The sequence below is a fragment of the Latilactobacillus fragifolii genome (assembly GCF_905332535.1).
Lineage (GTDB): Bacteria > Bacillota > Bacilli > Lactobacillales > Lactobacillaceae > Latilactobacillus > Latilactobacillus fragifolii.
On record NZ_CAJOCF010000002.1, the window covers coordinates 80,589 to 102,146 of the forward strand.

The 21,558-nt window shown below is 41.0% G+C and carries 21 protein-coding genes and 1 other annotated feature; of the genes, 2 read left to right on the forward strand and 19 right to left on the reverse strand.

Annotated features, from left to right (window positions below):
* Positions 1 to 36 precede the first annotated feature (36 nt).
* Positions 37 to 1,980 (forward strand): ABC-F family ATP-binding cassette domain-containing protein, encoded by a 1,944-nt coding sequence (locus tag J7Q78_RS03155; protein ID WP_208422850.1) that lies wholly within the window; start codon positions 37 to 39, stop codon positions 1,978 to 1,980.
* A 63-nt stretch (positions 1,981 to 2,043) separates the two neighbouring features.
* On the opposite strand, the gene J7Q78_RS03160 is transcribed toward J7Q78_RS03155, so the two are convergent.
* The 10 genes from J7Q78_RS03160 to J7Q78_RS03205 form a co-directional block, all read right to left on the reverse strand.
* On the reverse strand, positions 2,044 to 2,403 hold the full coding sequence (locus J7Q78_RS03160; RefSeq protein WP_208422851.1) for a YccF domain-containing protein: 360 nt from the start codon (positions 2,401 to 2,403) through the stop codon (positions 2,044 to 2,046).
* Positions 2,404 to 2,507: 104 nt separating this feature from the next.
* Positions 2,508 to 2,825: a PTS sugar transporter subunit IIB gene (locus J7Q78_RS03165; RefSeq protein WP_208422852.1), complete on the reverse strand. Its 318-nt coding sequence runs from the start codon at positions 2,823 to 2,825 to the stop codon at positions 2,508 to 2,510.
* A gap of 274 nt (positions 2,826 to 3,099) precedes the next feature.
* Positions 3,100 to 3,663, reverse strand: a complete 564-nt coding sequence (locus J7Q78_RS03170; protein WP_235688040.1) for a sigma-70 family RNA polymerase sigma factor — start codon at positions 3,661 to 3,663, stop codon at positions 3,100 to 3,102.
* Positions 3,664 to 3,738: 75 nt separating this feature from the next.
* The gene (locus J7Q78_RS03175; RefSeq protein ID WP_154243218.1) at positions 3,739 to 4,272 is read right to left on the reverse strand and encodes an NYN domain-containing protein; all 534 of its coding nucleotides are present in this window, start codon (positions 4,270 to 4,272) and stop codon (positions 3,739 to 3,741) included.
* A gap of 3 nt (positions 4,273 to 4,275) precedes the next feature.
* The gene (gene rlmB / locus J7Q78_RS03180) at positions 4,276 to 5,151 is read right to left on the reverse strand and encodes a 23S rRNA (guanosine(2251)-2'-O)-methyltransferase RlmB (protein WP_235688041.1); all 876 of its coding nucleotides are present in this window, start codon (positions 5,149 to 5,151) and stop codon (positions 4,276 to 4,278) included.
* The gene (locus J7Q78_RS03185; protein ID WP_154243216.1) at positions 5,138 to 5,545 is read right to left on the reverse strand and encodes a Mini-ribonuclease 3; all 408 of its coding nucleotides are present in this window, start codon (positions 5,543 to 5,545) and stop codon (positions 5,138 to 5,140) included. Before J7Q78_RS03185 ends, rlmB begins: the two co-directional genes overlap by 14 nt.
* Positions 5,542 to 6,948, reverse strand: a complete 1,407-nt coding sequence (gene cysS / locus J7Q78_RS03190) for a cysteine--tRNA ligase (RefSeq protein WP_208422854.1) — start codon at positions 6,946 to 6,948, stop codon at positions 5,542 to 5,544. The genes J7Q78_RS03185 and cysS overlap by 4 nt, the downstream gene beginning before the upstream one ends.
* An 87-nt stretch (positions 6,949 to 7,035) precedes the next feature.
* Positions 7,036 to 7,229 (reverse strand) — a binding site (T-box leader).
* Between the two features lie 59 nt (positions 7,230 to 7,288).
* Complete coding sequence (locus tag J7Q78_RS03195) at positions 7,289 to 8,401, reverse strand: PIN/TRAM domain-containing protein (RefSeq protein ID WP_154243214.1); 1,113 nt, start codon at positions 8,399 to 8,401, stop codon at positions 7,289 to 7,291.
* A gap of 30 nt (positions 8,402 to 8,431) precedes the next feature.
* Complete coding sequence (gene radA / locus J7Q78_RS03200; RefSeq protein ID WP_154243213.1) at positions 8,432 to 9,796, reverse strand: DNA repair protein RadA; 1,365 nt, start codon at positions 9,794 to 9,796, stop codon at positions 8,432 to 8,434.
* Between the two features lie 71 nt (positions 9,797 to 9,867).
* Positions 9,868 to 10,407, reverse strand: coding sequence for a dCTP deaminase/dUTPase family protein (locus J7Q78_RS03205; protein ID WP_154243212.1), 540 nt, complete (start codon positions 10,405 to 10,407; stop codon positions 9,868 to 9,870).
* A gap of 195 nt (positions 10,408 to 10,602) precedes the next feature.
* Here J7Q78_RS03205 and rpiA point away from each other — a divergent pair, with 195 nt between their 5' ends.
* On the forward strand, positions 10,603 to 11,286 hold the full coding sequence (gene rpiA / locus J7Q78_RS03210) for a ribose-5-phosphate isomerase RpiA (RefSeq protein WP_208422855.1): 684 nt from the start codon (positions 10,603 to 10,605) through the stop codon (positions 11,284 to 11,286).
* Positions 11,287 to 11,413: 127 nt separating this feature from the next.
* Here the strand turns inward: rpiA and J7Q78_RS03215 are convergent, their stop codons facing one another.
* The 9 genes from J7Q78_RS03215 to J7Q78_RS03255 all read right to left on the reverse strand — a co-directional run bounded on the left by J7Q78_RS03215 (position 11,414) and on the right by J7Q78_RS03255 (position 21,414).
* Complete coding sequence (locus J7Q78_RS03215; protein ID WP_208422856.1) at positions 11,414 to 11,575, reverse strand: hypothetical protein; 162 nt, start codon at positions 11,573 to 11,575, stop codon at positions 11,414 to 11,416.
* Positions 11,576 to 11,740: 165 nt separating this feature from the next.
* Positions 11,741 to 12,469, reverse strand: coding sequence for a hypothetical protein (locus J7Q78_RS03220; protein ID WP_208422857.1), 729 nt, complete (start codon positions 12,467 to 12,469; stop codon positions 11,741 to 11,743).
* Positions 12,470 to 12,482: 13 nt separating this feature from the next.
* Positions 12,483 to 13,352: an ABC transporter ATP-binding protein gene (locus tag J7Q78_RS03225; protein WP_208422858.1), complete on the reverse strand. Its 870-nt coding sequence runs from the start codon at positions 13,350 to 13,352 to the stop codon at positions 12,483 to 12,485.
* A 32-nt stretch (positions 13,353 to 13,384) separates the two neighbouring features.
* The gene (locus J7Q78_RS03230) at positions 13,385 to 13,789 is read right to left on the reverse strand and encodes a MarR family transcriptional regulator (protein WP_208422859.1); all 405 of its coding nucleotides are present in this window, start codon (positions 13,787 to 13,789) and stop codon (positions 13,385 to 13,387) included.
* Positions 13,790 to 14,007: 218 nt separating this feature from the next.
* Positions 14,008 to 14,913: a WxL domain-containing protein gene (locus J7Q78_RS03235; RefSeq protein WP_208422860.1), complete on the reverse strand. Its 906-nt coding sequence runs from the start codon at positions 14,911 to 14,913 to the stop codon at positions 14,008 to 14,010.
* A 132-nt stretch (positions 14,914 to 15,045) separates the two neighbouring features.
* Positions 15,046 to 15,198 (reverse strand): hypothetical protein, encoded by a 153-nt coding sequence (locus tag J7Q78_RS03240; protein ID WP_154243400.1) that lies wholly within the window; start codon positions 15,196 to 15,198, stop codon positions 15,046 to 15,048.
* On the reverse strand, positions 15,182 to 16,243 hold the full coding sequence (locus tag J7Q78_RS03245) for a DUF916 domain-containing protein (protein ID WP_208423051.1): 1,062 nt from the start codon (positions 16,241 to 16,243) through the stop codon (positions 15,182 to 15,184). The genes J7Q78_RS03240 and J7Q78_RS03245 overlap by 17 nt, the downstream gene beginning before the upstream one ends.
* Positions 16,243 to 17,277: a DUF916 and DUF3324 domain-containing protein gene (locus J7Q78_RS03250; RefSeq protein ID WP_208423052.1), complete on the reverse strand. Its 1,035-nt coding sequence runs from the start codon at positions 17,275 to 17,277 to the stop codon at positions 16,243 to 16,245. The genes J7Q78_RS03245 and J7Q78_RS03250 overlap by 1 nt, the downstream gene beginning before the upstream one ends.
* A gap of 21 nt (positions 17,278 to 17,298) precedes the next feature.
* Positions 17,299 to 21,414, reverse strand: a complete 4,116-nt coding sequence (locus J7Q78_RS03255; protein WP_208423053.1) for a WxL domain-containing protein — start codon at positions 21,412 to 21,414, stop codon at positions 17,299 to 17,301.
* Between the last annotated feature and the right edge of the window lie 144 nt (positions 21,415 to 21,558).

Below are 21,558 nucleotides of genomic sequence, written 5' to 3' on the forward strand. Positions count from 1 at the left end.
AACTTTAAAAAACACTGCACGAAAGGATTTTTAGCCGTGATATTATTACAAGTTCAACAAGTCGCACGCAGTTTTGGCGGCGATTACCTTTTCAAAAATGCCCAACTCGAAGTCCAAGACCACGCTAGAGTTGCCTTGGTCGGTCCAAATGGGGCGGGTAAATCAACCTTATTAAAAATGATTGCCGGCATCACAACCCCTGATGAAGGACAAATCATCCTTGGTAAAAACGTTCAAGTCGGTTACTTAGCCCAAGACAGTGGCTTAGACTCAACGCGAACAATCTATGCAGAGATGTTAACGATTTTCGATGATCTCCGTCAAATGGAAACCCAAATGCATGCCCTGGAAACAGCGATTGCTGATGGAACCATCGACCATGATAGTGAAGAATATGCAACCTTGCTAAAACGCTATGATCAAATCCAACACGACTTCTCTGAAGCCAATGGTTACGGCTATGAAACCGAAATTCGTAGCGTCTTACATGGTTTTCAATTCCCAGAAGACACCTTTGAAAAGCCAATCAGTACGCTATCAGGTGGCGAACGCTCTCGACTTGCATTGGCTAAGTTACTCCTTGAGAAAAAAGACGTTCTCATTTTGGACGAACCAACAAACCATTTAGATATCGAAACGCTAACGTGGTTAGAAAATTATCTCCAAACTTATCCTGGCGCCTTACTCACGGTTTCGCATGATCGCTACTTCTTAGATAAAATTACTAAAGAAGTCTACGACATGAGTCGCCACACGTTAACCCATTACACGGGGAATTATAGCCACTTCCTCACTTTAAAAGAAGCTAACCTCGCTCTTGAATGGAAGGCCTACGAAAAACAACAAGCTGAAATTGACAAACTGCAAACCTTCGTCGATAAAAATTTGGTGCGTGCAAGTACCACGAAACAAGCGCAAAGTCGCCGACGCCAACTGGAAAAGATGGATAAATTAGATCGCCCTCAAAACGAAGCTAGTAAGATTCATTTTCATTTTGAAAGTGAACATCCCAGTGGTAATGAAGTCTTACAAGTAATCGACGCCGCTGTCGGCTATGATCCAGACAAAATTATGGTGGCACCAATCAATTTTGAAGTGAACCGGCATGAGCGCTTAGCCATCATCGGCCCCAATGGAATTGGTAAATCAACCCTTCTCAAAAGTATCTTGCACCAAATTCCGTTTATCAAAGGCCACGAAAAAATCGGGAGCAATGTTTCAATCGGCTACTACGATCAAGAGCAACGCAACTTACACACCAACAAAACTGTCCTCAACGAATTATGGGATGAACACCACACAACGCCTGAAAAAGATATTCGTACCCTACTTGGTAGTTTCTTATTCACCGGTGATGATGTGCTAAAGGTTGTTTCCCAACTCAGTGGTGGTGAAAAAGCCCGCTTACTCTTAACGAAACTCGCAATGAACCATGACAATTTCTTAATCATGGATGAACCAACGAACCATTTAGACATTGATAGTAAGGAAGTCTTGGAAAAGGCGCTCCGCGAATTCGATGGCACCGTCCTCTTCATTTCACATGACCGATATTTCATTAATCAAGTCGCCACCGGCATTATCGAACTATCCGATGCCGGTAGCAAACGTTACTTGGGTGATTACGATTATTACCTCGCCAAAAAAGCCGAAGAAGAAGCCTATGCAGAAGCCGCTCGTCAAAATAGCGTCGTTGTCCAACCGAGTACCAATGCTCAGGAGGATTACAAAGCAAGTAAGGAAAATCAACGTGCACAACGAAAATTAGAACGCGAAGTGGCAGCTTTAGAAACAAAAATGGCCGAATTAGAGACGCAGGCCAACGCAATCCAAGAACAAATGACCCAAGCCGACGTCATTACCAAACCGCTCATGCTCCAAGAACTACAACAAGATTTAGAAAAAGTCCAAGCCGAACTGGCTCAAACTGAATCAAACTGGGAAGTCCAAGCAACGGCATTGGAAGAACTAATGCAATAATATATTGATTGGAATCAGGACGTTAAAAAAAGGGCGCGATCAACATCGCTGCCCTTTTTTATTTTAATTAATTTGTTTGCCGAACGGGCTTAACGATAACGCCGCTAGCTTAAAGTGTTGTCGACCAAATGGTATCCCAATAATCGTGATCGATAATAATAGTCCCCAAAAGACATGACCCGCCCACATCACAAGGCCCCCTAAGAAAAACCAAATGATGTTTAGTAAAAATGAACCGGCGCCCCCGGTTGAGACAACAGTTGCGTTAAATGGCATCAAGGTTAATGCACCAATCTTAAAACATTGTAGCCCGACTGGAAGGCCAATAATGGTAATGCTCCAGGCAACTCCTAGAATAAACCAGCCAATTGCTTCTACTAGTCCCCCGAACAACCACCAAATTAATGTACCAATTAAATTCATTAAATAAACTCCTTTATACTTGATTGCCTTAATTATACCTGATTTACAAATAAAAAAAGCGGTGGCCGCCTAAAAATAGACTGCCACCGCTCTTCTTAATTTGTTTAACCGATCAATGCTAACGCTTGTTTCAAGACTGTTTCGCCGTCCATCATACCGTAAGCCTTCATATCAATTACTTCAACGCCGATTCCTTTTGGCGCCAATTTTTCTTTAAATTGACCTTCCATGAAACGCACTTGAGGCCCCAATAGGACACAGTCAATTTGTTTAGATTCGAGTTGGTTATCTGCATCTGAAGCGCCGGTTGCAAAAATTTCTGCGTCTATGCCTTGTGCTTCAGCAGCCTTTTGCATCTTTGAAACTAATAAACTTGTTGACATGCCTGCTGCACAACATAACATAATTGTTTTTTCTGCCATAATGAATTACCCCTTAAATTTTAATTGATTAGAAAGCGACAAAAGGCTTTGTAAAAGCGTTTTCATTTCTTCTATGTTTTTAGTATAAGCGCTTTCTTTATTAATGTCAATTCACGTTATTTAAAACCATATCAGCCGCCCGTTTTGTCGTTTCATCCCGATTGTTAACCTGTCACCTGTTATTTTATCGTCCGAAAAACAGCGGTTAATGTTCGCACTAAATGAAAAAAAGCTGCTAACCGATGCCTAAAAAGGATCGGTTAGCAGCTTTTAGCTATTCTGATTGTTTAGTATAGAAGCGTTTTAATTTGGTTTGGCAGCGCGATTGGGCCCGTTTCATCTGTTCAAGCGTACAATCGAGCTGACTACACGCTTGTTCAATCGCTAATTGCCCCGTTAAAACTCGAAAGGCCACTAGCTCTAAAGCTGATAGGGTCTCTAAGTAAGCCCGCATTTCAACCGTTGATTGATAGTATGCTATGGTATCTTCAGCGAGCGCATTACATTCTGGACAACAATCAAACAACAAGGCTTGCTGATCGACTTGCCGTTTCTGAGCAAGCTCTTTGCGAATCAAGTTCAATACATGGTGGTGAAATCGTAATTTATAAAAGGCTCCAAAACTTTTGCCACAGTTTTGGTCATAACACTGACAAGTCTCATAGCATACGATTCGCGCTTCTTGTAACCAATCGTCTTTATCAAACAAGCGAACATAATATGGCGTAAAGGTCCGATAAACCATCGGTAGGTAGGCTTTAAATAAAATATCTAACGCCTCAGAGTCGTTTTCAACCACCGCTTGAATTAAGTTTGTATCACGTTTTGCTGATTCCATTAACGAACCACCTTTCACGCAACTCCACACCATTATCTTAACAAGTTATTGCATATTTATTAAGAGAACGTTTGTTTAATCATCTTTTTCAGCGCTTAGTTCATCCCGCATTCGGGCAAGCTGGTCGAGTTGGGTCGGATTCCAAGGCGTATTTCGTTGCAATGTCCGGTCATGATAATGCTTGGCATCGTGGTCAATTTCTCGCCGGGTACGCCGAATCTCACGATAGAAATCGTGCGAAGACACACGTAATGCACCCCGTGAAAAAATCGTCCACTGCTCCGCTTGATCGCTTGAAACTACCGTCACCTGATTAATTGGTGACATTAGTTTACCAGCCAAGCCTTCAATATAGCTATCGGCTGTTTCATCCTCATCGGTGAAGACTACTTCTAAATTATACTGGGCATAACTTTGCTTAATTCCCGGAACATACATCGCATCGAATACTAAGATAATCTCGATTTCCCGAAATTTACGATACTCCGATAATATTTGTAACAAACGATCCCGTGCATCGGCAAGATGATCGCTTTGTTTCAACTTATTCAGCTCTGGCCAATTCCCGATAATATTATACCCATCTGCAATTAAGATCTGCTTTTTCATCAGCTATACCAAAGGTTGCCGGCTGTTATAAGCCTGATACATTAAAACACCCGCAGCAACACTGGCATTCAAACTTTGCACATGGCCCACCATTGGAATCGTCAAAGTTTGATCGACTTCTTTTTTAACAATTGGTGAAAGACCCTTGCCTTCGTTGCCAATGATTAAACCAATTGGCCCTTTAGCATCCCACTGACGATAGTCAGTACCGGCCATATCGGTCCCAAAAATCCAGAGACCACGGTCCTTCAATTTCTTAATTTCTTGTGTCAAGTTGGTAACGCGCGCAACTGGCATATGTTCAATGGCCCCAGTTGACGTCTTGGCAACGGTTGATGTTAACCCAACCGCACGGTGTTTAGGAATGATAATCCCATGGACACCAACTGCATCAGCCGTCCGCATAATTGAACCTAAGTTATGCGGATCTTCCAAGTTATCTAAAATTAAGATAAATGGTTCTTCTTCTTGAGCTTTAGCCTTGGCAAAAATATCATCAACACTCGCATATTCAAACGGTGCGATTGCTAAAATAATCCCTTGGTGATTCTGCCGGTCACTCAATAAGTCTAATTTATTCTTAGGGACATTTTGAATGATCAGGCGTTTTTCTTTCGCTAATTTCACGACGTCGTGTACGAAATCAGCTTTTAGCCCATCTTGTAGGAAAATTTTGTTAATTTTCTTCGCATCACTGGTCTTTAATGTTTCCAAAGAAGCATGTTTACCAATGACAAAATCGGTTTGTTCTTCGACAACTGCTTCTTCGACCGGTGCTGTCGTTTTCTTATTGGCTGGGCGCCGGGTTGGCTTAGCCGTCCGGCGACTATTAAATTCGTTATTCTTTTGTTTGGATACTTGATTATTATTTTTTCTCATGGGTCCTCCCCGCGTCGACTTGTTGAATACACCAGTGGGCTAATTCAGCGACGCGCTCTTGTTGTTCAGTTAAGTATAGATAGCCAAAAACCGCTTCAAAACCAGTTGAGGTCCGATAAGTCCCAACACTGGTATTCTTGGCTTTCGTATAACTTTTGGCATTTCTACCGCGTTTAAAAATAGCCATTTCTTCTTCTGTCAAATAATTATCCTCGATCATCAAACCAATCAAAGCAGCTTGTGCCTTAGCAGAAACATAATGTGTTGCCACTTGTTGCAAGCGGGTTGGTTTGGTTAACCCCAGTTCTAGCAAATGGGCGCGGACGTACACTTCGTAGGCTGAATCGCCCATGTATGCCAACGCAATTCCATTTAATTGTAAAGCATTTTTCATGCGCGTCTCCATCTCATTCCTTGTGGTGTATCTTCCAAAATAATCCCTTGTTCTTTCAATTGATCCCGAATCGCATCACTACGGGCAAAATCCTTTGCGGCCCGTGCGGCTTGTCGTTTTTCAATCAAGCGCTCAATATCTGCATCTAATAGTTGCGCTGGTTTAAATTCAACGCCAAAAATCGCTAACAAGCGCGACATGCGAGCCGTTAAATCAGCTAACGTGGCGGCTTGCACTGTCGCACGTTCCAAATATTGATTGCTTAACTTAGCAAGTTCATACAATTTGGTTAATCCATTTTGCACATTAAAGTCATCATCCATGGCTGTCACAAAAGCAGCCTCTAAATTTGCGGCTTGCTTGGCAATATTCGTGTCAGCTCCCTCTTTGGCCGTCGCTTGGCGGAATGCTAAATTATCGAAGGTCGTCTTTAAACGATCAAGATTGGTTTGTGCTTCAGCCAATAATGATTCACTATAGCGAATTGGTCGCCGGTACTGCGTGCTACTCATCAAAAAGCGCAACGCTTGTGGATTAACTTCTTGAATCAGATCATGAACCGTTACGAAGTTGCCCAGTGACTTACTCATTTTTTGATCATCATCGCCAACTGTCACAAAGCCATTGTGCAACCAATAGTTGACGAAATGTTTGCCAGTCTTCGCCTCACTTTGAGCAATTTCATTTTCATGATGGGGAAACTCTAAATCTTGGCCACCACCATGAATATCAATCGTGTCCCCTAAATACTTGGTCGACATGACAGAACATTCAATGTGCCAACCAGGGCGGCCCTTCCCCCAAGGCGAATCCCAAGCAATAGCGGTCCCTTTTTCTGCCTTCCAAAGGGCAAAATCAATTGGATCTTCCTTGCGCAAGGTCTCTTCAGTCGCCGTATGCTCACTGGCCCCTTGTTCGAGCTGATCAAGATCTTGCCCTGAAAGCTGCCCATAAGCCTTAAACTTACGAGCCCGGTAATAGACATCACCATCAACAACATAAGCGTAGCCTTTAGCAATCAAATCTTCGATGAACGCAACAATTTCTTCAATATTATCCGTTGCCCGTGGATTGCGCGTTGCTGGTTCAATATTAAGCGCTTTTGTATCTTCTTTAAAAGCATTCATGTAACGTTCGGCTAATTCTGGTACCGTAATTTGTTCTGCATTAGCAGCCTTAATCATCTTATCATCAACATCGGTGAAGTTCGAAACATAATCGACTTGATAACCACGGTACTCGAGATAGCGACGAATCGTATCAAAGGCAATCGCACTACGCGCATTACCGATATGAATATAGTTATACACAGTTGGCCCACAGACATACATCTTAACGCGGCCTTCTTCAAGAGGTTTAAAGGTTTCTTTTTGACGCGTGCGGGTATTATAAACAGTTAGCATCCAATCATCCTTTCTACTTTAAACGTGCTTTTTTGGCATCTCGCTTAAAAGACACGCTTCCAAATAAAAAGCGCCCTTTGTTAATTAACAAAAGACGCCGGTTGAGCGTGGTTCCACTTTTCTTCGCAAAAATGCCTCAAACAGATAACGGTGTCCCGACTAGCAGGAAAAGGCTACTAGCATCTCCGAGGTGCATTTCGATTAATGCGATTACTTCTTCACAGCGCCCAGAAGCTTTCTGAAAATTCGACTAATCTACTTCTTCTCTTCATCAATTTATACAATTTAGTTAGTCTCAATCATACCGATTATTGGTGGCCGTGTAAAGACATCTGAAAACTTATTTTTCATTCAAGCCTTTTTGTTGATGCGCTGGTTTGGCAAAAATCATTCGGCCAGCAGCTGTTTGTAAGGCACTCGTTACAATTACATCTAATGGTTTATTGAGATAGTGTTGCCCATCTTCAACAACAATCATCGTCCCGTCTTCAAGGTAAGCTACCCCCTGTTGCCGTTCCGTTCCGGCTTTGACCACCGTAACGGTCATCGCTTCACCAGGTAAGACTGCTGGTTTCAACGTATTAGCCAATTGATTGATATTAAAAACCGGGACGTTTTGGAATTCGCAAACTTTATTTAAATTGTAATCGTTTGTGACCACAATTCCGTCTAATAATTTCGCTAACTTGACTAATTTGCCATCCACTTCCGTTAAGTCCTCGAAATCACCATCGTACATTTCGACTGACAAACTTTGGTCTTTTTGTAATTCATTTAAAATATCTAAGCCGCGACGGCCACGCGCCCGTTTTAAATTATCAGCAGAATCGGAAATTAATTGCAATTCATGTAAAACAAAATTAGGAACCATCAATGTGCCTTCGATAAACCCGGTTTTAGCAATGTCCTTAATCCGACCATCAATGATGACACTTGTATCCAAAATCTTGTACTTATGAAAATTATCATCCACTTTGCGTTCTAACACATCCGGATTGCGTTTTTTAGGCTGCAAGAACTTACGCCATTCATCTAAGCGCGTCGTCCCCACCTTAAAACCTAAATAACCGAGCGCAAACATCAATAGGATTGGTACAATCGTATTTAAAACAAAAATCGGCATCCGGTATAACGGAATCGAAACAACATTCGCTAATAACAAGCCGATTAATGAGAAGACACTCCCGAATAATAGAAAACTAGGGGATTGTTTAAACAACGCTTTTTCCAACTGACGCATTGCTCGTAACATCGGCGTAGCCAATACCAAGAATAAAAGATAAAAAATAATTGCACCTAACACAGCGTTGGTAATGCCGTTATTGAGATATGTCACTAAATCTAAATGAACAACCCGCCAAAACTCTGGAAAGGCCGTGATGCCTAAAGCGCCCCCTAGAATCACAAAGACAATCCCTAACACTCTTCTTTTAGTTAATGGTTTTTGTTGCATCATAAAACCTCCTCTCGTACCAACTTATGCCTAGTTGAATACTTTTTTCAAAGTTTCTGCAATGGTTGTAACGCCAACGACTTGAATATCAGTTGGTGGCTCCCAACCTTGCAAATTATTTTTAGGAACGTAAATGCGTTTAAAACCTAACTTCGCTGCTTCACCAACGCGTTGTTCAATTCGGTTCACCCGTCGAATCTCACCAGTTAACCCAATTTCGCCGACAAAACAATCGGTTGGGGGAATCTCTTTGTCCCGATAGCTCGAAGCAATCGAGACCGCCATCGCTAAATCAATCGCAGGTTCATCTAATTTAACCCCGCCGGTTGCTTTAAGATAAGCATCTTGATTTGAAAGCATCAAACTCGCCCGTTTTTCTAAGACGGCCATAATCAATGACACCCGATTATGATCTAATCCGGAAGATGTCCGTTTCGCATTGCCAAACAAGGTAGGAGTAATCAACGTCTGTAACTCAACCAAGATTGGCCTGGTCCCTTCCATTGATACCACAACTGCTGAGCCGGTTGCACCGGCCAGTCGTTCTTCAAGGAAGATTTCAGATGGATTAGCGACTTCTTGTAAGCCCGCTTCGCGCATTTCGAAAATCCCGATTTCATTGGTTGAACCAAACCGGTTTTTAACAGAACGTAAAATCCGGTAAGTATGATGGGTGTCACCTTCAAAGTACAACACAGTATCCACCATATGTTCCAAAATCTTAGGGCCGGCAATCGCCCCTTCTTTGGTCACATGTCCCACCACGAAAATAGTAATCTGATTGGTTTTAGCAATCCGCATCAATTCGGCGGTCACTTGGCGAACCTGTGAAACACTCCCGACTGCGGAAGTCACTTCTGGTTCACTCATAGTTTGAATCGAATCAATCACGACATACTCTGGTTTGAGCGTTTCGATTTGATGGCGAATATTACCCATATCCGTTTCGGGATAGAGATACAATTGGTCACCATTAACCCCTAAGCGATTAGCCCGCATCTTAATTTGTGAAGCACTTTCTTCACCTGAAACGTATAGCATCTTCCCCATTTTTTCCAGTTGTCCTGAAACTTGGAGTAACAAAGTTGATTTGCCAATGCCAGGATCGCCCCCGATTAAAATCAGTGAGCCCGGTACGACACCGCCCCCTAAAACGCGGTTCAATTCATTTAACTCCGTTTTTACCCGTGGTTCTTTTTGGATGTTAACAGAATTGATTTTTTCAGGTTCAGTGGCACGACCTGAAATTGTGAAATTTGATTTCGCCGCTGAGGCTGGTTGTTCTCGTTCTTCAACCATTTGGTTCCAAGCACCACAATTCGGACAGCGCCCCAAGAATCTGGGGGAACTGTAGCCACAATTCTGGCAGACAAACTGCGTTTTAACTTTAGCCACAAGCTTCTCCTTTACTATCCTGATTGTCTACTATTCTAGCACATATCGTCTATTGATTACCGTAGCACGAACTAACGACCAGATGAACCAAAGCCACCGGTCCGTTTAGTTGTCACAGCTACCTCATCATCAGCCACAAGGTAGGGCATAAAAATCCCTTGCCCAATTCGTTCGCCTTTGCGTAAGATGATATCGCGTGGGCTGAAATTCAACATTTGAATAAAAATCTCACCCTCATTGGCCTCATTATCGTAATAATCCGCATCAATAATCCCGACACCATTTGGAAGCACGAGCCCTTTTTTCAAGGGATTACTGGAACGATTAGCAATCATTAAATACTCGTCATCTTGCATATAAGCCTTAATCCCAGTTGGCACCAAAAAAGGTTTTAATGTTTTAGAAGCCCGTTCAAAGTCATCATCAACTAAAGGTTTCCCATTGCGAATCATCCGAAATAAACGGACAAAATTATAGTGCCAGATGGATGGTAAAACGAAGTCCTCCGCACAAGCAAAATCATATCCTGCTGAATGGGCAGTCGAGCGCACTGGTAAACTTAAGTTTGCTGATTGGTACTTAGTTACTATTTCGAATCCACGTTTTTTCATCTAAAAAGCTCCTATATCATTAACACCTAGTTGGCGCTATTTTTTACTACTGTATCATACCATGAAAACCAATGGACTTGAATAATCCTTCCGACCGATTTAATAGAAATTTTAGTAAAAAACACCCGTTTTAAAGCGCTTTTTTCCTCATTATTGCGTATAATGGACTTATTAACAGTAGAAGAGGTGTCTTTAATGGATAAGAATGCAATGAAAAAAATGGCTGCTGAACGCTCAGTGGCCTATGTCGAAGACAACATGGTTTTAGGGCTCGGAACTGGTTCAACCGTCGTTTATATGGTTGAAGCCCTTGCTAAGCGTGTAAAAGCTGAAAACCTCCACTTAACTTGCGTCTGCACATCAATCAGAACCGCTGACCAAGCCAAATCGCTTGGGATTCCAGTCAAAGCACTCAATGAAGTCGACCACATTGACCTGACAATTGACGGTGCTGATGAAGTCGATGCTAACTTCCAAGGGATTAAAGGTGGTGGTGCTGCTCACTTATTCGAAAAATTAGTTGCAACCACTTCAACCCGCAATATCTGGATTGTTGATGAAGCAAAGGTTGTCGATACGATCGGCCGTTTCCCATTGCCGGTTGAAGTGATTCCGTTTGGCAGTCAACAAGTTTACAACCGATTCGTTAAAGAAGGCCTTCATCCAGAATTTAGAACTACCGCTGATGGGCACCGTGTTTTAACCGACTCAAAAAATGAAATTATCGATCTGCATCTTGAAAAGATTACCCATCCGCATCTTTTAGCAGCTTGGTTAAGCGAACAAGTTGGCGTTGTTGAACATGGTCTATTCCTCGACCTCGTCAATGAAGTCGTAGTCGGCTCACCTGAAGGCGTAAAAATTTTAAAAGCCAGATAACGAACTAAACCAGAAAGCAATTTTTCAAATTATCATCTTAACGCTATTTGCGTTAGCATTGATAACTATTATTTTACCCAAAAAAGAGTTGATATAAATATCAACTCTTTTTTGTAATTAATATTAATTAAACATTGGCAACATCTAAAGACAATGTCCCTGTTAATTTGGCTTGATAAGTGGTTGGAGACTGAACGGTCGTAATTGCTAGTAATGATAAGTTGACATCTGCTGGGTGCCAAGCAAAAACCTCGGCCCCTGAATCTTCACCATCTTTTCCTTGCGCCACCAAAGCAGCACTTGTTAATTTTGTAAATTGCCTGTTGAAATGCCTCCCATTGATCTATTGGTACTTTAAACGCGCTTTATTTTTTTACAGTCCAGTAAGACTATCATTCGTATTCCGAAATTACTGCTTGCATGGCTACGGCGCTTTAGCCTATCAGTTAAATGCTTATAGTGCTTGTCTACGCATTTTATTTTGGGCTAAAAAACCAAATATTAAGATTGCTAGTAATTCACAACTCATAGTGACTATATTGTGTCCAAAGCCACTATCAACAGGCAGTAAATCAGTTATTAAGGTCACAACCACTTGGTATAGCCAAGATAATCCAATAAAAACTAAAATTGACCATTTGGCCCCCTTCATTAAAATACAGGCATACATCATAATGATGGTGGTCGTGATATAACTTAATAGGAATTTAAAAGCTTGCAGGCCATTTAAGTTACTTTTTATACTTGTCAATACTGAATCTAGTGTGCCACTAGTCATTTGAATTTTGATAATACAAATGACTAGTGGTCCGAATAATAAGCCGATAAAAGTCACTAAAGATAAGCCCAAAACCGTCACTAATTTGGCATAAAAAAGTTGTTGCCGCTTAATCCCAGATGCCATTAAAAGCCCCATAACCTGATTATTATAATCAATCGATAAGACATGAAATGGATACCAATAAAGCAGTATAAAGTTGATAATAACTAATAAGAAAAAGCTGAATATAATCAACCCTGTAAGAGGTTTGGCATTGGTTGCAAAAGTATTAATATTTTCAAAGTTAACCAGTATGCCTGTACACAAAATATTAATTAACGCGACCGTTCCAAATAAATATAAATAACTTTTTTCGTGAAAAAATTTGTAGAATTCTAATTTTACGACATGGCCAATAGTCATTTTTACATACTCCTTAATTTAATTGATGATCAAGTGCATTGAAAAAAGACATTTCTTTAATATCTATTTTGTTTTGCAACAACTGTTTTTGTAAGATTTGTAGGTCTTGGTCCTTTAGCGACAAAACAAGCCGTCCATCTGTTAAAACGTCATATTTATAATTTAATTCGTCTAATACTGTTTCAAGGCGCCGATTGTTACTAGTGTCAAGCAGTCGTAATTGTTGATTGACGCCTGCTTGTAAATCAATCACCTCAATAAACTGCCCCTCATTCAAGACATAAGCCTGGTCACAGAGCTCTTCAATTTCGCCTTTAATATGACTGGATATTAACAGTGTTAAATGAGCGTTGGCGACTAAATCTTTTAAATAAGTTTTAAACCAAGTGACTGTTTGTACATCTAGGCCTCTAAAAGGCTCATCTAAAACGAGTAATTCCGGGTTATTTAATAGCGCAATCATCAAAATTAGTTTCTTCTGCATCCCGTAGGAGTATGTTTTAACTTTTTGATCCAGCACCTTGGTTAAGCCGATATTGTTAGCCAATTCATTTGCTTTATGCTGATCAAAAGTCCCACGCAACCGACTAAAATATTTGATATTAAACCAGCCGGATTGATTGCGATACAATGAAACACCATCAAGTACAAACCCCGCGTTTTTTAAGACGGCCGGTTTTTGAGCGACACTTTGATCATTAATCGTAATTTCTCCCGAATAATTCGTTATAATATTCGCTAAGCATTTAAAAAATGTTGTTTTTCCCGCACCATTGGGCCCAATAATGCCGTAAGCGCCCGGTTTAGTAATCGCCATTTGACTGATATCTAAAGCAATTTTATTTTGATAACGAGCAACTAATTGATTTATTTTAATTTCCATGCACTATTCACCTCCGTAACCATTTCTTGACATTACAGATTAATTTCTAGATTGTCGCTAATATGACTCAATTCTTTAACCTCATGCAAAAGATGATTAATATCTTCGTTAACTTTTTTTTGAATCTCTAAGTAGACGTTTTTACCTTCAACAGTCATTTCAAGCCTAACAATTCGCTGATCATAAGGATTATCTCTCCGCTTACGAATGTAGCCTTTTTTCTGCAATAAATTTAATTTTCGCGAAACAGCCGGCCGCGAAGTTTTTTCAGAATTTGATAATTGGCCGGGCGTTAACGGTTCATTTTGATAAAGCTGATCGAGCATTCTAAATGTCGTAAAACTAAGCCCGTAATCGGCCGTAATTAAGTCTAACAAATTAATTATTTGTTGCACTTCGCCATACCATTCGGTTAGTAATTCAATATTATTTTTCATGTGACACCTCTCTGTTATTTTTCTGATAAACACCTTTCAATCATTACCGGACAGTAAATCTAAAAAGCATTTATTACCGCCGCTCCTAATCAAATAAATAACGACTAGTAAGGCGATCACGCCCAAAATTAGCGTCCTAATAATATCAGTCTCTATTAAGCTCTTTTTTATTAAAAAAGAAGCTGATAAACATCAGCTTCTCATTTTAAAGTGGTTTACTAATTGCTTGGTGTTGCGGCATCCGCAGACAAGGTCCACGTTAGTTTAGCTTGGTAAGTAGCTGGTGATTGAACGGTCGCGCTTGCTGGTAATGATAAGTTAATATCAGCGGGGTTCCAAGCAAAAACATCAGCCCCTGACCCTTCACCATCTTTTGCTTGGGCCACTAAAGCACCGTTATCCTTTGTATCAGCAGCTAAAGGCACGCTGATATTTTCGGTAACTGCGCTAACTGGTTTAGCGGTTGCGTCAGTCTTCCAATCTTTATCTTGGGCTTCACCGGTTAATTTATAAACTTCTTGAGTTTGTGCCTTAGTCGTGTTTTTAAAAGTCAAGTTTGCGTCAGCAATATCCCCATCAGACATGATATTCCCAGCGGTATCAATGCGGTTCAAATCACCGTCAGCTTTGACGTATAGTGACCATAAACCTGCTTTGGCTGTAATACCTTTTTTATCATCAGCGTTAGTTCGGCTAACTTGTTTATCAACCACTGTCGTCCAAGTCATACCTTGAACATTTTCTAAGCCCTTAGCGTCATTTGAAAGCGTTGGGGTTAAGTTTGTGTCCTTTTCTTTGTAGCTGGCAAAACGATCGTTACTACTATTACCAGTATTTTTACCGTCAGCGGTAAAGTTAGGGTAAGCCTTGTTAAATTGAACATGGTTCCCAAAGTCTAAGATTGAAGGCACTTTTTGGAGTCTTAAGTAACCGGTGTTCGGATTAGGACCAGGGTTCCCGAAAGAAATACCGGCTTCAGTTGTATCAGTTTGTGGTAACGCTGTGCCGCCATTAGCGTCCGCGTTGTTATTTGGTGTTGCGGCAAATGAAGCGGCCGGTACCATGAAAGCTGATAAAGTTGTTGCGCCCACTAAAGCAGCGCTTGTCAATTTTGTGAATTTCATCATGAAATTCCTCCCTTTGTTAATTTTTGCGATTCAATCGCAGTTTTTTATACCTCATTAAGTGACTAACCTTAATAAGGGGCATAAACGTCCATGAGAAATACGTTACTAACCCAACGGGTTAGTTAGAAGTTACATCGTAATGTTGGTGATGCTGGTTAATTCAATGTAGTACTTAACCGCAAACACAATGCTTGTAATAAAAATGATTGTTAGCACAAGGACCAGCGCAATCATGACATAGTTGACTTTTTTATAGCCAAAGCGATTAATTAATTTTTGCATCTTTTAACCTCGTTTTCTTAAAGTAGATTAAACAAGTGATTAACAGTAACAGCCCACTAAGGCCCGCCATTAAACAATATTGCAAGACTAAATATCGATAATTGTGGCGGTTAATAAACCGCGCCTGGTTTTTCGTAATTTTAACGGTCTTATTGATGGTATGGTGATTGTTATGGCTATCAATTTTAACTTTTAGCTGGTAAATCCCAGGAACTAGTCGTTTACCACCGAGCAATAAATTATTATCGAAACGACTATTCGGCGCGATTTTAACGTGCTTCCGGATGACATGATAACTAAAGAAACGGTATTTTTGATTGACTAGCGCCATCGCTAAGCGGCCGTTTAAAATATACGCGGGATCATGATTGGCCAGCTGAACACTGATTGCCGGCTCTTTTTTAGGGGACACCAGGCGGACTTGAATGTTATCGGCCGATAGCCCTTTTTGGTGGGGCGGTTTCAGTTTTTGGCCGTTTAAGACCAAACCAATAATATACACATACCGATTTTTAACAGCGGCCTTCCCGGCTGGTTGGTCAGCAATTAAGTTGAGTCCGATGGCCTTTTGGCCAACAAAGCCCCTTTTAGGAATTGCGACTTTAAAATGAACCAACTGGGTTGCTTGGGCCGGTAAGGTAATTTTTTTAGGTAATGCAATAAACGTCGTACCTGGTTGCTTTAGTAGTTGCGGATCATCTGGATGCGTCCCTTGATAATCAAGGGAGCCATTATCATTAGTGGTGGCATTATAAGCCTTACTTTTAATATGAATCGCTTGATTAGTTGGATTGATGACCTTAACCGCTAGATCAAGTTGTTGATGCGGTTTAACTGGCAAATTGAAATAGCCTAAGTGTTGCCCACCAATATTATCGGGGGGTAACTGCGGGGCCACCATAAAAGTCACCTTTTCAAAAGCGTGTGGCGGTTTATGGACCGCTTTTTTAGCGTGCACCGGTGTGACGAAGATACTTAAGCTTAAAATGAAGATTAAAAGAAGATAACCTTGAACCTGCTTATAAATAGGTCGGTACATTTTCATCAGCCTTTTAACCGTAATAGCCGTAGCCAAGCCACTAATGAGAGTAACCATAGTACGCCGGTGGCGCTGGCAATCCAAATCCATTGGTTAACGGGCTTTTTAAGTGCTTTTTGATTAATGGCATTCGCCTGACCAGCTTTAACGGTGAATTTTTGATTAATCGTCCAAGTCATGGGTAAATGATTCCAATAATTTTGCCCAATAATTTTAGCGTGCACCGTATAGGTGCCGGGTTTTAATTGATCGTAAGCCCATGAAACCGGTAAGGTGACTGAACTATTTGGATTAATCACCCGATTAGCGGCTTGATAGGTATACTTAGACGCAAATAACCCCTTTTTTTCAACTGAAGCATTGATTGAAACATTATTAAGGACCATCGGCTGGGTATTCCGCAATTTGACCCCCAGTGCCGGATGACTATGGTATAGAATTGGTTCGGTTTTAGCATATTTTATTTCAGGATAAACATGATAGGGACTACCTTGTAAAATCAGCCCCATGGAATAAGCGTAGTTACTAGCCACGGAAGAACGATCGTTCTTATTCCCCTTCATGTTTTCGATAAAGTACCAGTCGCCGTAAATCATACCGCGGTATTGATTAGCTGGCATTTTAACTGTCGCTCTAACAAATCGAGTTTCTTCCGGTTTGAGCTTAATCGTCGCGCTACCTTGAAGCTGAACGAGTTTGGTTAGCGGAATCTTTAAACTTGGATCGAGATGATTGTCACTGGCAGTAAAAGCATCTGCTCCACCGAAACCGGTAATCGCATTCCGAAATTGACTATGGATGGTAATTGTCCGCTCAGTATAGTTTTGAACTTGGAGCGTAATTTCATGGGTCGTACCTGGTTTAAACCTTAAATTGAAATAATTTAAGTTACGGTTAGTTTGATTTTGGTCAAAAACCGGTTGAATACTAAAGTCCGCATTTTGAGCGACCGAAGCAGCTTGCGCTGGGTGGCCAACGGCCACCAATAGCCCCAATAGCAGTAGACTCCAACCACCTAACCATTTAAGTTTGTATTTCAAAATAAACACCTCAATTAATTTTTAGGGGGCCACGGATAAGGACCACGTTAAGGTCGTTGTATAATCAGTGGCTTCCCGTTTGGTACTTGCCGGAACATGGAGGCCGATACTATAACCAGCGTTAGTCCTGTCGCCAAATTGATAAGCAAAACTCTTCACACCTGGGTTGTCATACTGCCTTCCAGTTGGGTTCTGATCATGGGCGGTAACGTATGTTCCAGCGTTATGGTAGCTCATCAAGGCGGTTGGGGTTTCATTACCAACGGGCAACTTAAACTGATCACCGCTTAATAAATCCAGTTGATCGCCTTGTGGATGGGTATCTTGGCCATCATCACTGGTTTTTTTGGCGTTAAGATGAGTGAAATTTAATTGAGCACCACTTAAAACGGTCGCCTTTTTATTAGTTGGATTAATGCCCGTGAACTGATGCTTTTGTTGTACTTTTAAAGTCCAGTCCTTAACGCCGTAGGCGTCATGGACATCGACCGTATAAGGTTTCGTTTTCCCATGAGCATCCTGACGCGCTGGTAGATAATAAGTCGCCTCGGTTTGACTCGTATTATAGCGCCCAAAGTTCCAATTTTTAGGCGCTTCCATCGAGAGGGCCGCTTTTTCATAATAATAAGTGTACGTTTGTGGCTTTTGCGCAATTACCGGGTCCGCTTTACTTGCGCGTTGGATGGCTTGGTCATCAATTTGTTCTTTCATCACGGTATAACCGTCAATGTAAGCCGGTGCGAGTTGATCATTCGTGTATTCGGAAACTTTATGGTCAACCTTCCCAGTCACTTGCACTGGATTGTGACCAGCAATTTCTTTGCCGGTATCCAGATCAACATATTTAAAGTTAACCGTGCCATCCGAGTTAGCCACCGTGACTTGCGCATTGTTGGTTTGCCAGTTAGGGAGTTGGTGATCTGGGTTCTTCCCATAGCTAGAACTCTCCATATAAGCAATGTTCTTAAAAGTGGTTCCAGCCGGTGCGGCTTGATCTAAATGAACTTGATAAACAATATCAACGTGCCCCCCGGGCACTACTGGATGGCTGAGTGCCACGACTTGATGACTATCAGGTGTTAGCACTTCCGTCTGATCGTTGATTATTTTATTATCAGCATCATAATAGTTGGCGGTTACTTTCTTGAGCGTTAACCCTTGATTCAGTTTGTTATCAAATGGATCTGAGAGTTTAATTTCATTTAACTCAGGGTCCTTAACATCTTTATTCGGCTTAATTTGAACCCGATAGTCTAAATCAGAATCAGGACTAGCTTCGAGTTTATCGGTATAAGCCGCGTCTTTGTCTGCGGCTAATTTAACCTGTTTAGTCATGCTTGGGTCTGGATATAAACTAATATTAGCCGTATTAGACGCCCAACCGTGCCCATCATTATCACCACCACTCGTACTAACAATATATGCCGTATTGGGAATTACGGTCCCGACAGGCGTTAAAATTGCCACTGTCCCCGTTGTAAAGTAAAGGTCAATATAAGCGCCGTTACCAATTTGATCTGATTTAAACCGCTTAGAAAAGTCAATTGTATTTGGATCTGTGAAATCTTCACCAATTAATTTAACTTTCTCATCACTAGTCCCATCATTATGGTGGATTAGCATATAGTTATCCGCCTTATCGTCCCAATATTCAGTTTGGTCCTTATCAAAATCATTATCTCTAAAAACAATATGGTCAGTCGTTCCGTTGGTAGCATTAATTCGAATGTGATATCTAAATTTGTCACCTGGTAAACCAGTCACATTATCTTTATAATCTGCATCTTTAGGGTTCGGAACCTTCGTTTGGTCCACCACTTTTTTGGTCACATCAAGACCGACTTTATCATCAGTCACTTCAAAATCCGCGGACAAGGTATCCACCGTCTTATTGGTTTGTACATGTTGTGTTTCTAAATTATCTTGTGACCAAACACCATAATTATCCTGAGCACGGACGTAGACTGTGTATTGGCCTAAATTCGTCAAGTTCCCGGTATTAATCGACCAATCGGTTTTGCCCGAAGCAATATCTTCACTAGGCCCTTTTTGCCACCCATCAGTTGATGGAGCTGCGTCTGGATTCGTATAAGGACTCTGCCCTTTAGGTAACACTTTGTACCATAACTGTAAATTCTTCACAGCTTTCACATTAGAAAGCCCATGACCTGTAAAGTTTAAACTGCCATTGACATTGACTTTGGTTGGTTCTTTAGTATTCAGCTTAATCTGAGTAGGATCCAGATATTGATAAACTAACAATGTATTGTCATTAATCGGGCCCTTCTGTCCCCCCCAAGCCTTGCTAGGAGGAGCGGTCCCGTTATAATAAACCTTCATCCATTGATCATAATAGTTATCCATATCACTATAATTTGCCAACGGAATCTCTGTCGTGTTGGGATCATCTGGGTCACCAGTTAATAAGGTTGCGGTTAAGTTCAATAAACTAATTTTTGGGGTAATGTCTGCGCGCTTAAAAAAGTCGATAACGCGGACAAACTGGCCGTGATCATACTTGGTAAAGTTACCATCTTTAACATAATCCATTACGACCCGTCGTTTTTTAAAATTAGCCCCCGGCAAAGACATCGTATATTGATCGTTATCGATTTCTTGGAATTCTTGTTGCTTATCATTATTGATATATTGTCCGTTTGCATCGACTTGGCTTTGTGTGTTAAGGCTATCAGCTCCTCGATTGCCATCAATTGGTGAGAAGTATGAACTCCATGTTTGAATATCTTGATTAGGAAACGGGTTTTGCTTACGCATCCCTTTAATAATATATGCGTATAACATATCTCGTTTGCTACTTGGCACAATAAGCCCAGGCCCAGAGTCGACTTGTGTATTATCTTCAGCATTATATTTAAGTAAAAAACGATTGGTTTCAGATGGTGATAAAGCATGCTTCGTCAGTAATTTACCTGGGCTATTATCGACTCCTTGCATAGTAGGGTTGAAATCATTACTTTTAGGCGCACCTTCAGCAATCATTTGTTCAACTTCACTACTGGAAAGATTACCACTATAGTGATCTAAATTAAATTCACCATGTCCTTCAACTGGGCCGTCGGTTGAAGCACCAATATTAGTATCGATTTTAATTCCAAAAGGTAAAAATTTATTAATTAAATTAACTATTTCGCTAAGCCCTGGAATCTGATTGATGTTAAGTCGCCCCAACGAATCAAACACAGCGATAAAAGAAGCATACCCGCCAGTAACAAGTGGGACATCCGGCAGTAGATTTTCTGGTATGTGTAATTCACGTGCCACTTTAGGGTAATCAACACCTCGAATTGGCATATATAAAGAGTTGGGATCTTCAACCGACCAACGTGCCCACCGTGGATACCACTGTAATGGGAAATTGACATAAAGTCCCATATCAAAAACTGGGCCAAATAATTTCTGAATGGTATCAGCTATACCATTACCCACTACTGGAACTAGGCGAACCGCACTAATTAAATCTTCAACGTTGACTCCTAGAAACGACCATGTCAAATGAGAAGCAGCCCCGACAGTATCCCAATTAATTGCTTTTCCCATCGCTCGCGCATCTGTCCCAGGCGGAAATGTGAAACGCACGTAGGCCCCATAATTTCCATTGGGAAAGTCACCAAGCGTACTCCCGAATAGTGAGGCCGATACTGGGTATAGTCCATCAAAATCAAGTTTGCCACCTAACCAAGGTTCATTTTGACTTTTAGGAATGAAAGTTGATTTAAAATTACCTTGTAACCCAAGTGATGGATGAAAGCTTATTTTCATGTGGGATAGACTTGAATAATCGCCAATATCAGAAAAAATCGAATTCCCTTTAACAGGCTCATTAAACTTAGTAATATATGTTCCATCCTTATCGCGTTTCATATCATTCGGCCCGTCTAAGTAATTAGCTGTATACTCGTGGACGTCAGCAACAGTATTTTTAAAATGAGGACTTTGATTCTTATGAAAAGTAACGCCTTCTTCATCGCCTTTTTCAACATTATCGGTTGCTGGATGAGGATAGACCGGCTTAATGCCAGCTGCAAAAACGTTGGTCCCCATTAAAAAGACTAGACAGCAAGTAAATGCAATTATAAAAAATGCTACTATCGTTTTCTGATATTTATATAAATTCAACGTTATTACCTCTTAGCGAAATGTTCTATTATTTAACCATTGCTATGATAACAATTTTCAATTTGTTTTTTGACTACATTCAAGCAACTTAAAGTTACATTCATGAAAAAGTAACGGCGTCCGTCTCAGCGATGCAAGTGAAAC

Coding starts and splice junctions, on each gene's coding strand:
- J7Q78_RS03160 (WP_208422851.1), bottom strand. CDS start 2,403: ATGAATTTAATTGGTACATTAATTTGGTGGTTGTTCGGGGGACTAGTA.
- J7Q78_RS03165 (WP_208422852.1), bottom strand. CDS start 2,825: ATGGCAGAAAAAACAATTATGTTATGTTGTGCAGCAGGCATGTCAACA.
- J7Q78_RS03170 (WP_235688040.1), bottom strand. CDS start 3,663: ATGGAATCAGCAAAACGTGATACAAACTTAATTCAAGCGGTGGTTGAA.
- J7Q78_RS03175 (WP_154243218.1), bottom strand. CDS start 4,272: ATGAAAAAGCAGATCTTAATTGCAGATGGGTATAATATTATCGGGAAT.
- rlmB (WP_235688041.1), bottom strand. CDS start 5,151: ATGAGAAAAAATAATAATCAAGTATCCAAACAAAAGAATAACGAATTT.
- J7Q78_RS03185 (WP_154243216.1), bottom strand. CDS start 5,545: ATGAAAAATGCTTTACAATTAAATGGAATTGCGTTGGCATACATGGGC.
- cysS (WP_208422854.1), bottom strand. CDS start 6,948: ATGCTAACTGTTTATAATACCCGCACGCGTCAAAAAGAAACCTTTAAA.
- J7Q78_RS03195 (WP_154243214.1), bottom strand. CDS start 8,401: ATGCAACAAAAACCATTAACTAAAAGAAGAGTGTTAGGGATTGTCTTT.
- J7Q78_RS03205 (WP_154243212.1), bottom strand. CDS start 10,407: ATGAAAAAACGTGGATTCGAAATAGTAACTAAGTACCAATCAGCAAAC.
- rpiA (WP_208422855.1), top strand. CDS start 10,603: ATGGATAAGAATGCAATGAAAAAAATGGCTGCTGAACGCTCAGTGGCC.
- J7Q78_RS03220 (WP_208422857.1), bottom strand. CDS start 12,469: ATGACTATTGGCCATGTCGTAAAATTAGAATTCTACAAATTTTTTCAC.
- J7Q78_RS03225 (WP_208422858.1), bottom strand. CDS start 13,352: ATGGAAATTAAAATAAATCAATTAGTTGCTCGTTATCAAAATAAAATT.
- J7Q78_RS03230 (WP_208422859.1), bottom strand. CDS start 13,789: ATGAAAAATAATATTGAATTACTAACCGAATGGTATGGCGAAGTGCAA.
- J7Q78_RS03235 (WP_208422860.1), bottom strand. CDS start 14,913: ATGAAATTCACAAAATTGACAAGCGCTGCTTTAGTGGGCGCAACAACT.
- J7Q78_RS03240 (WP_154243400.1), bottom strand. CDS start 15,198: ATGCAAAAATTAATTAATCGCTTTGGCTATAAAAAAGTCAACTATGTC.
- J7Q78_RS03245 (WP_208423051.1), bottom strand. CDS start 16,243: ATGAAAATGTACCGACCTATTTATAAGCAGGTTCAAGGTTATCTTCTT.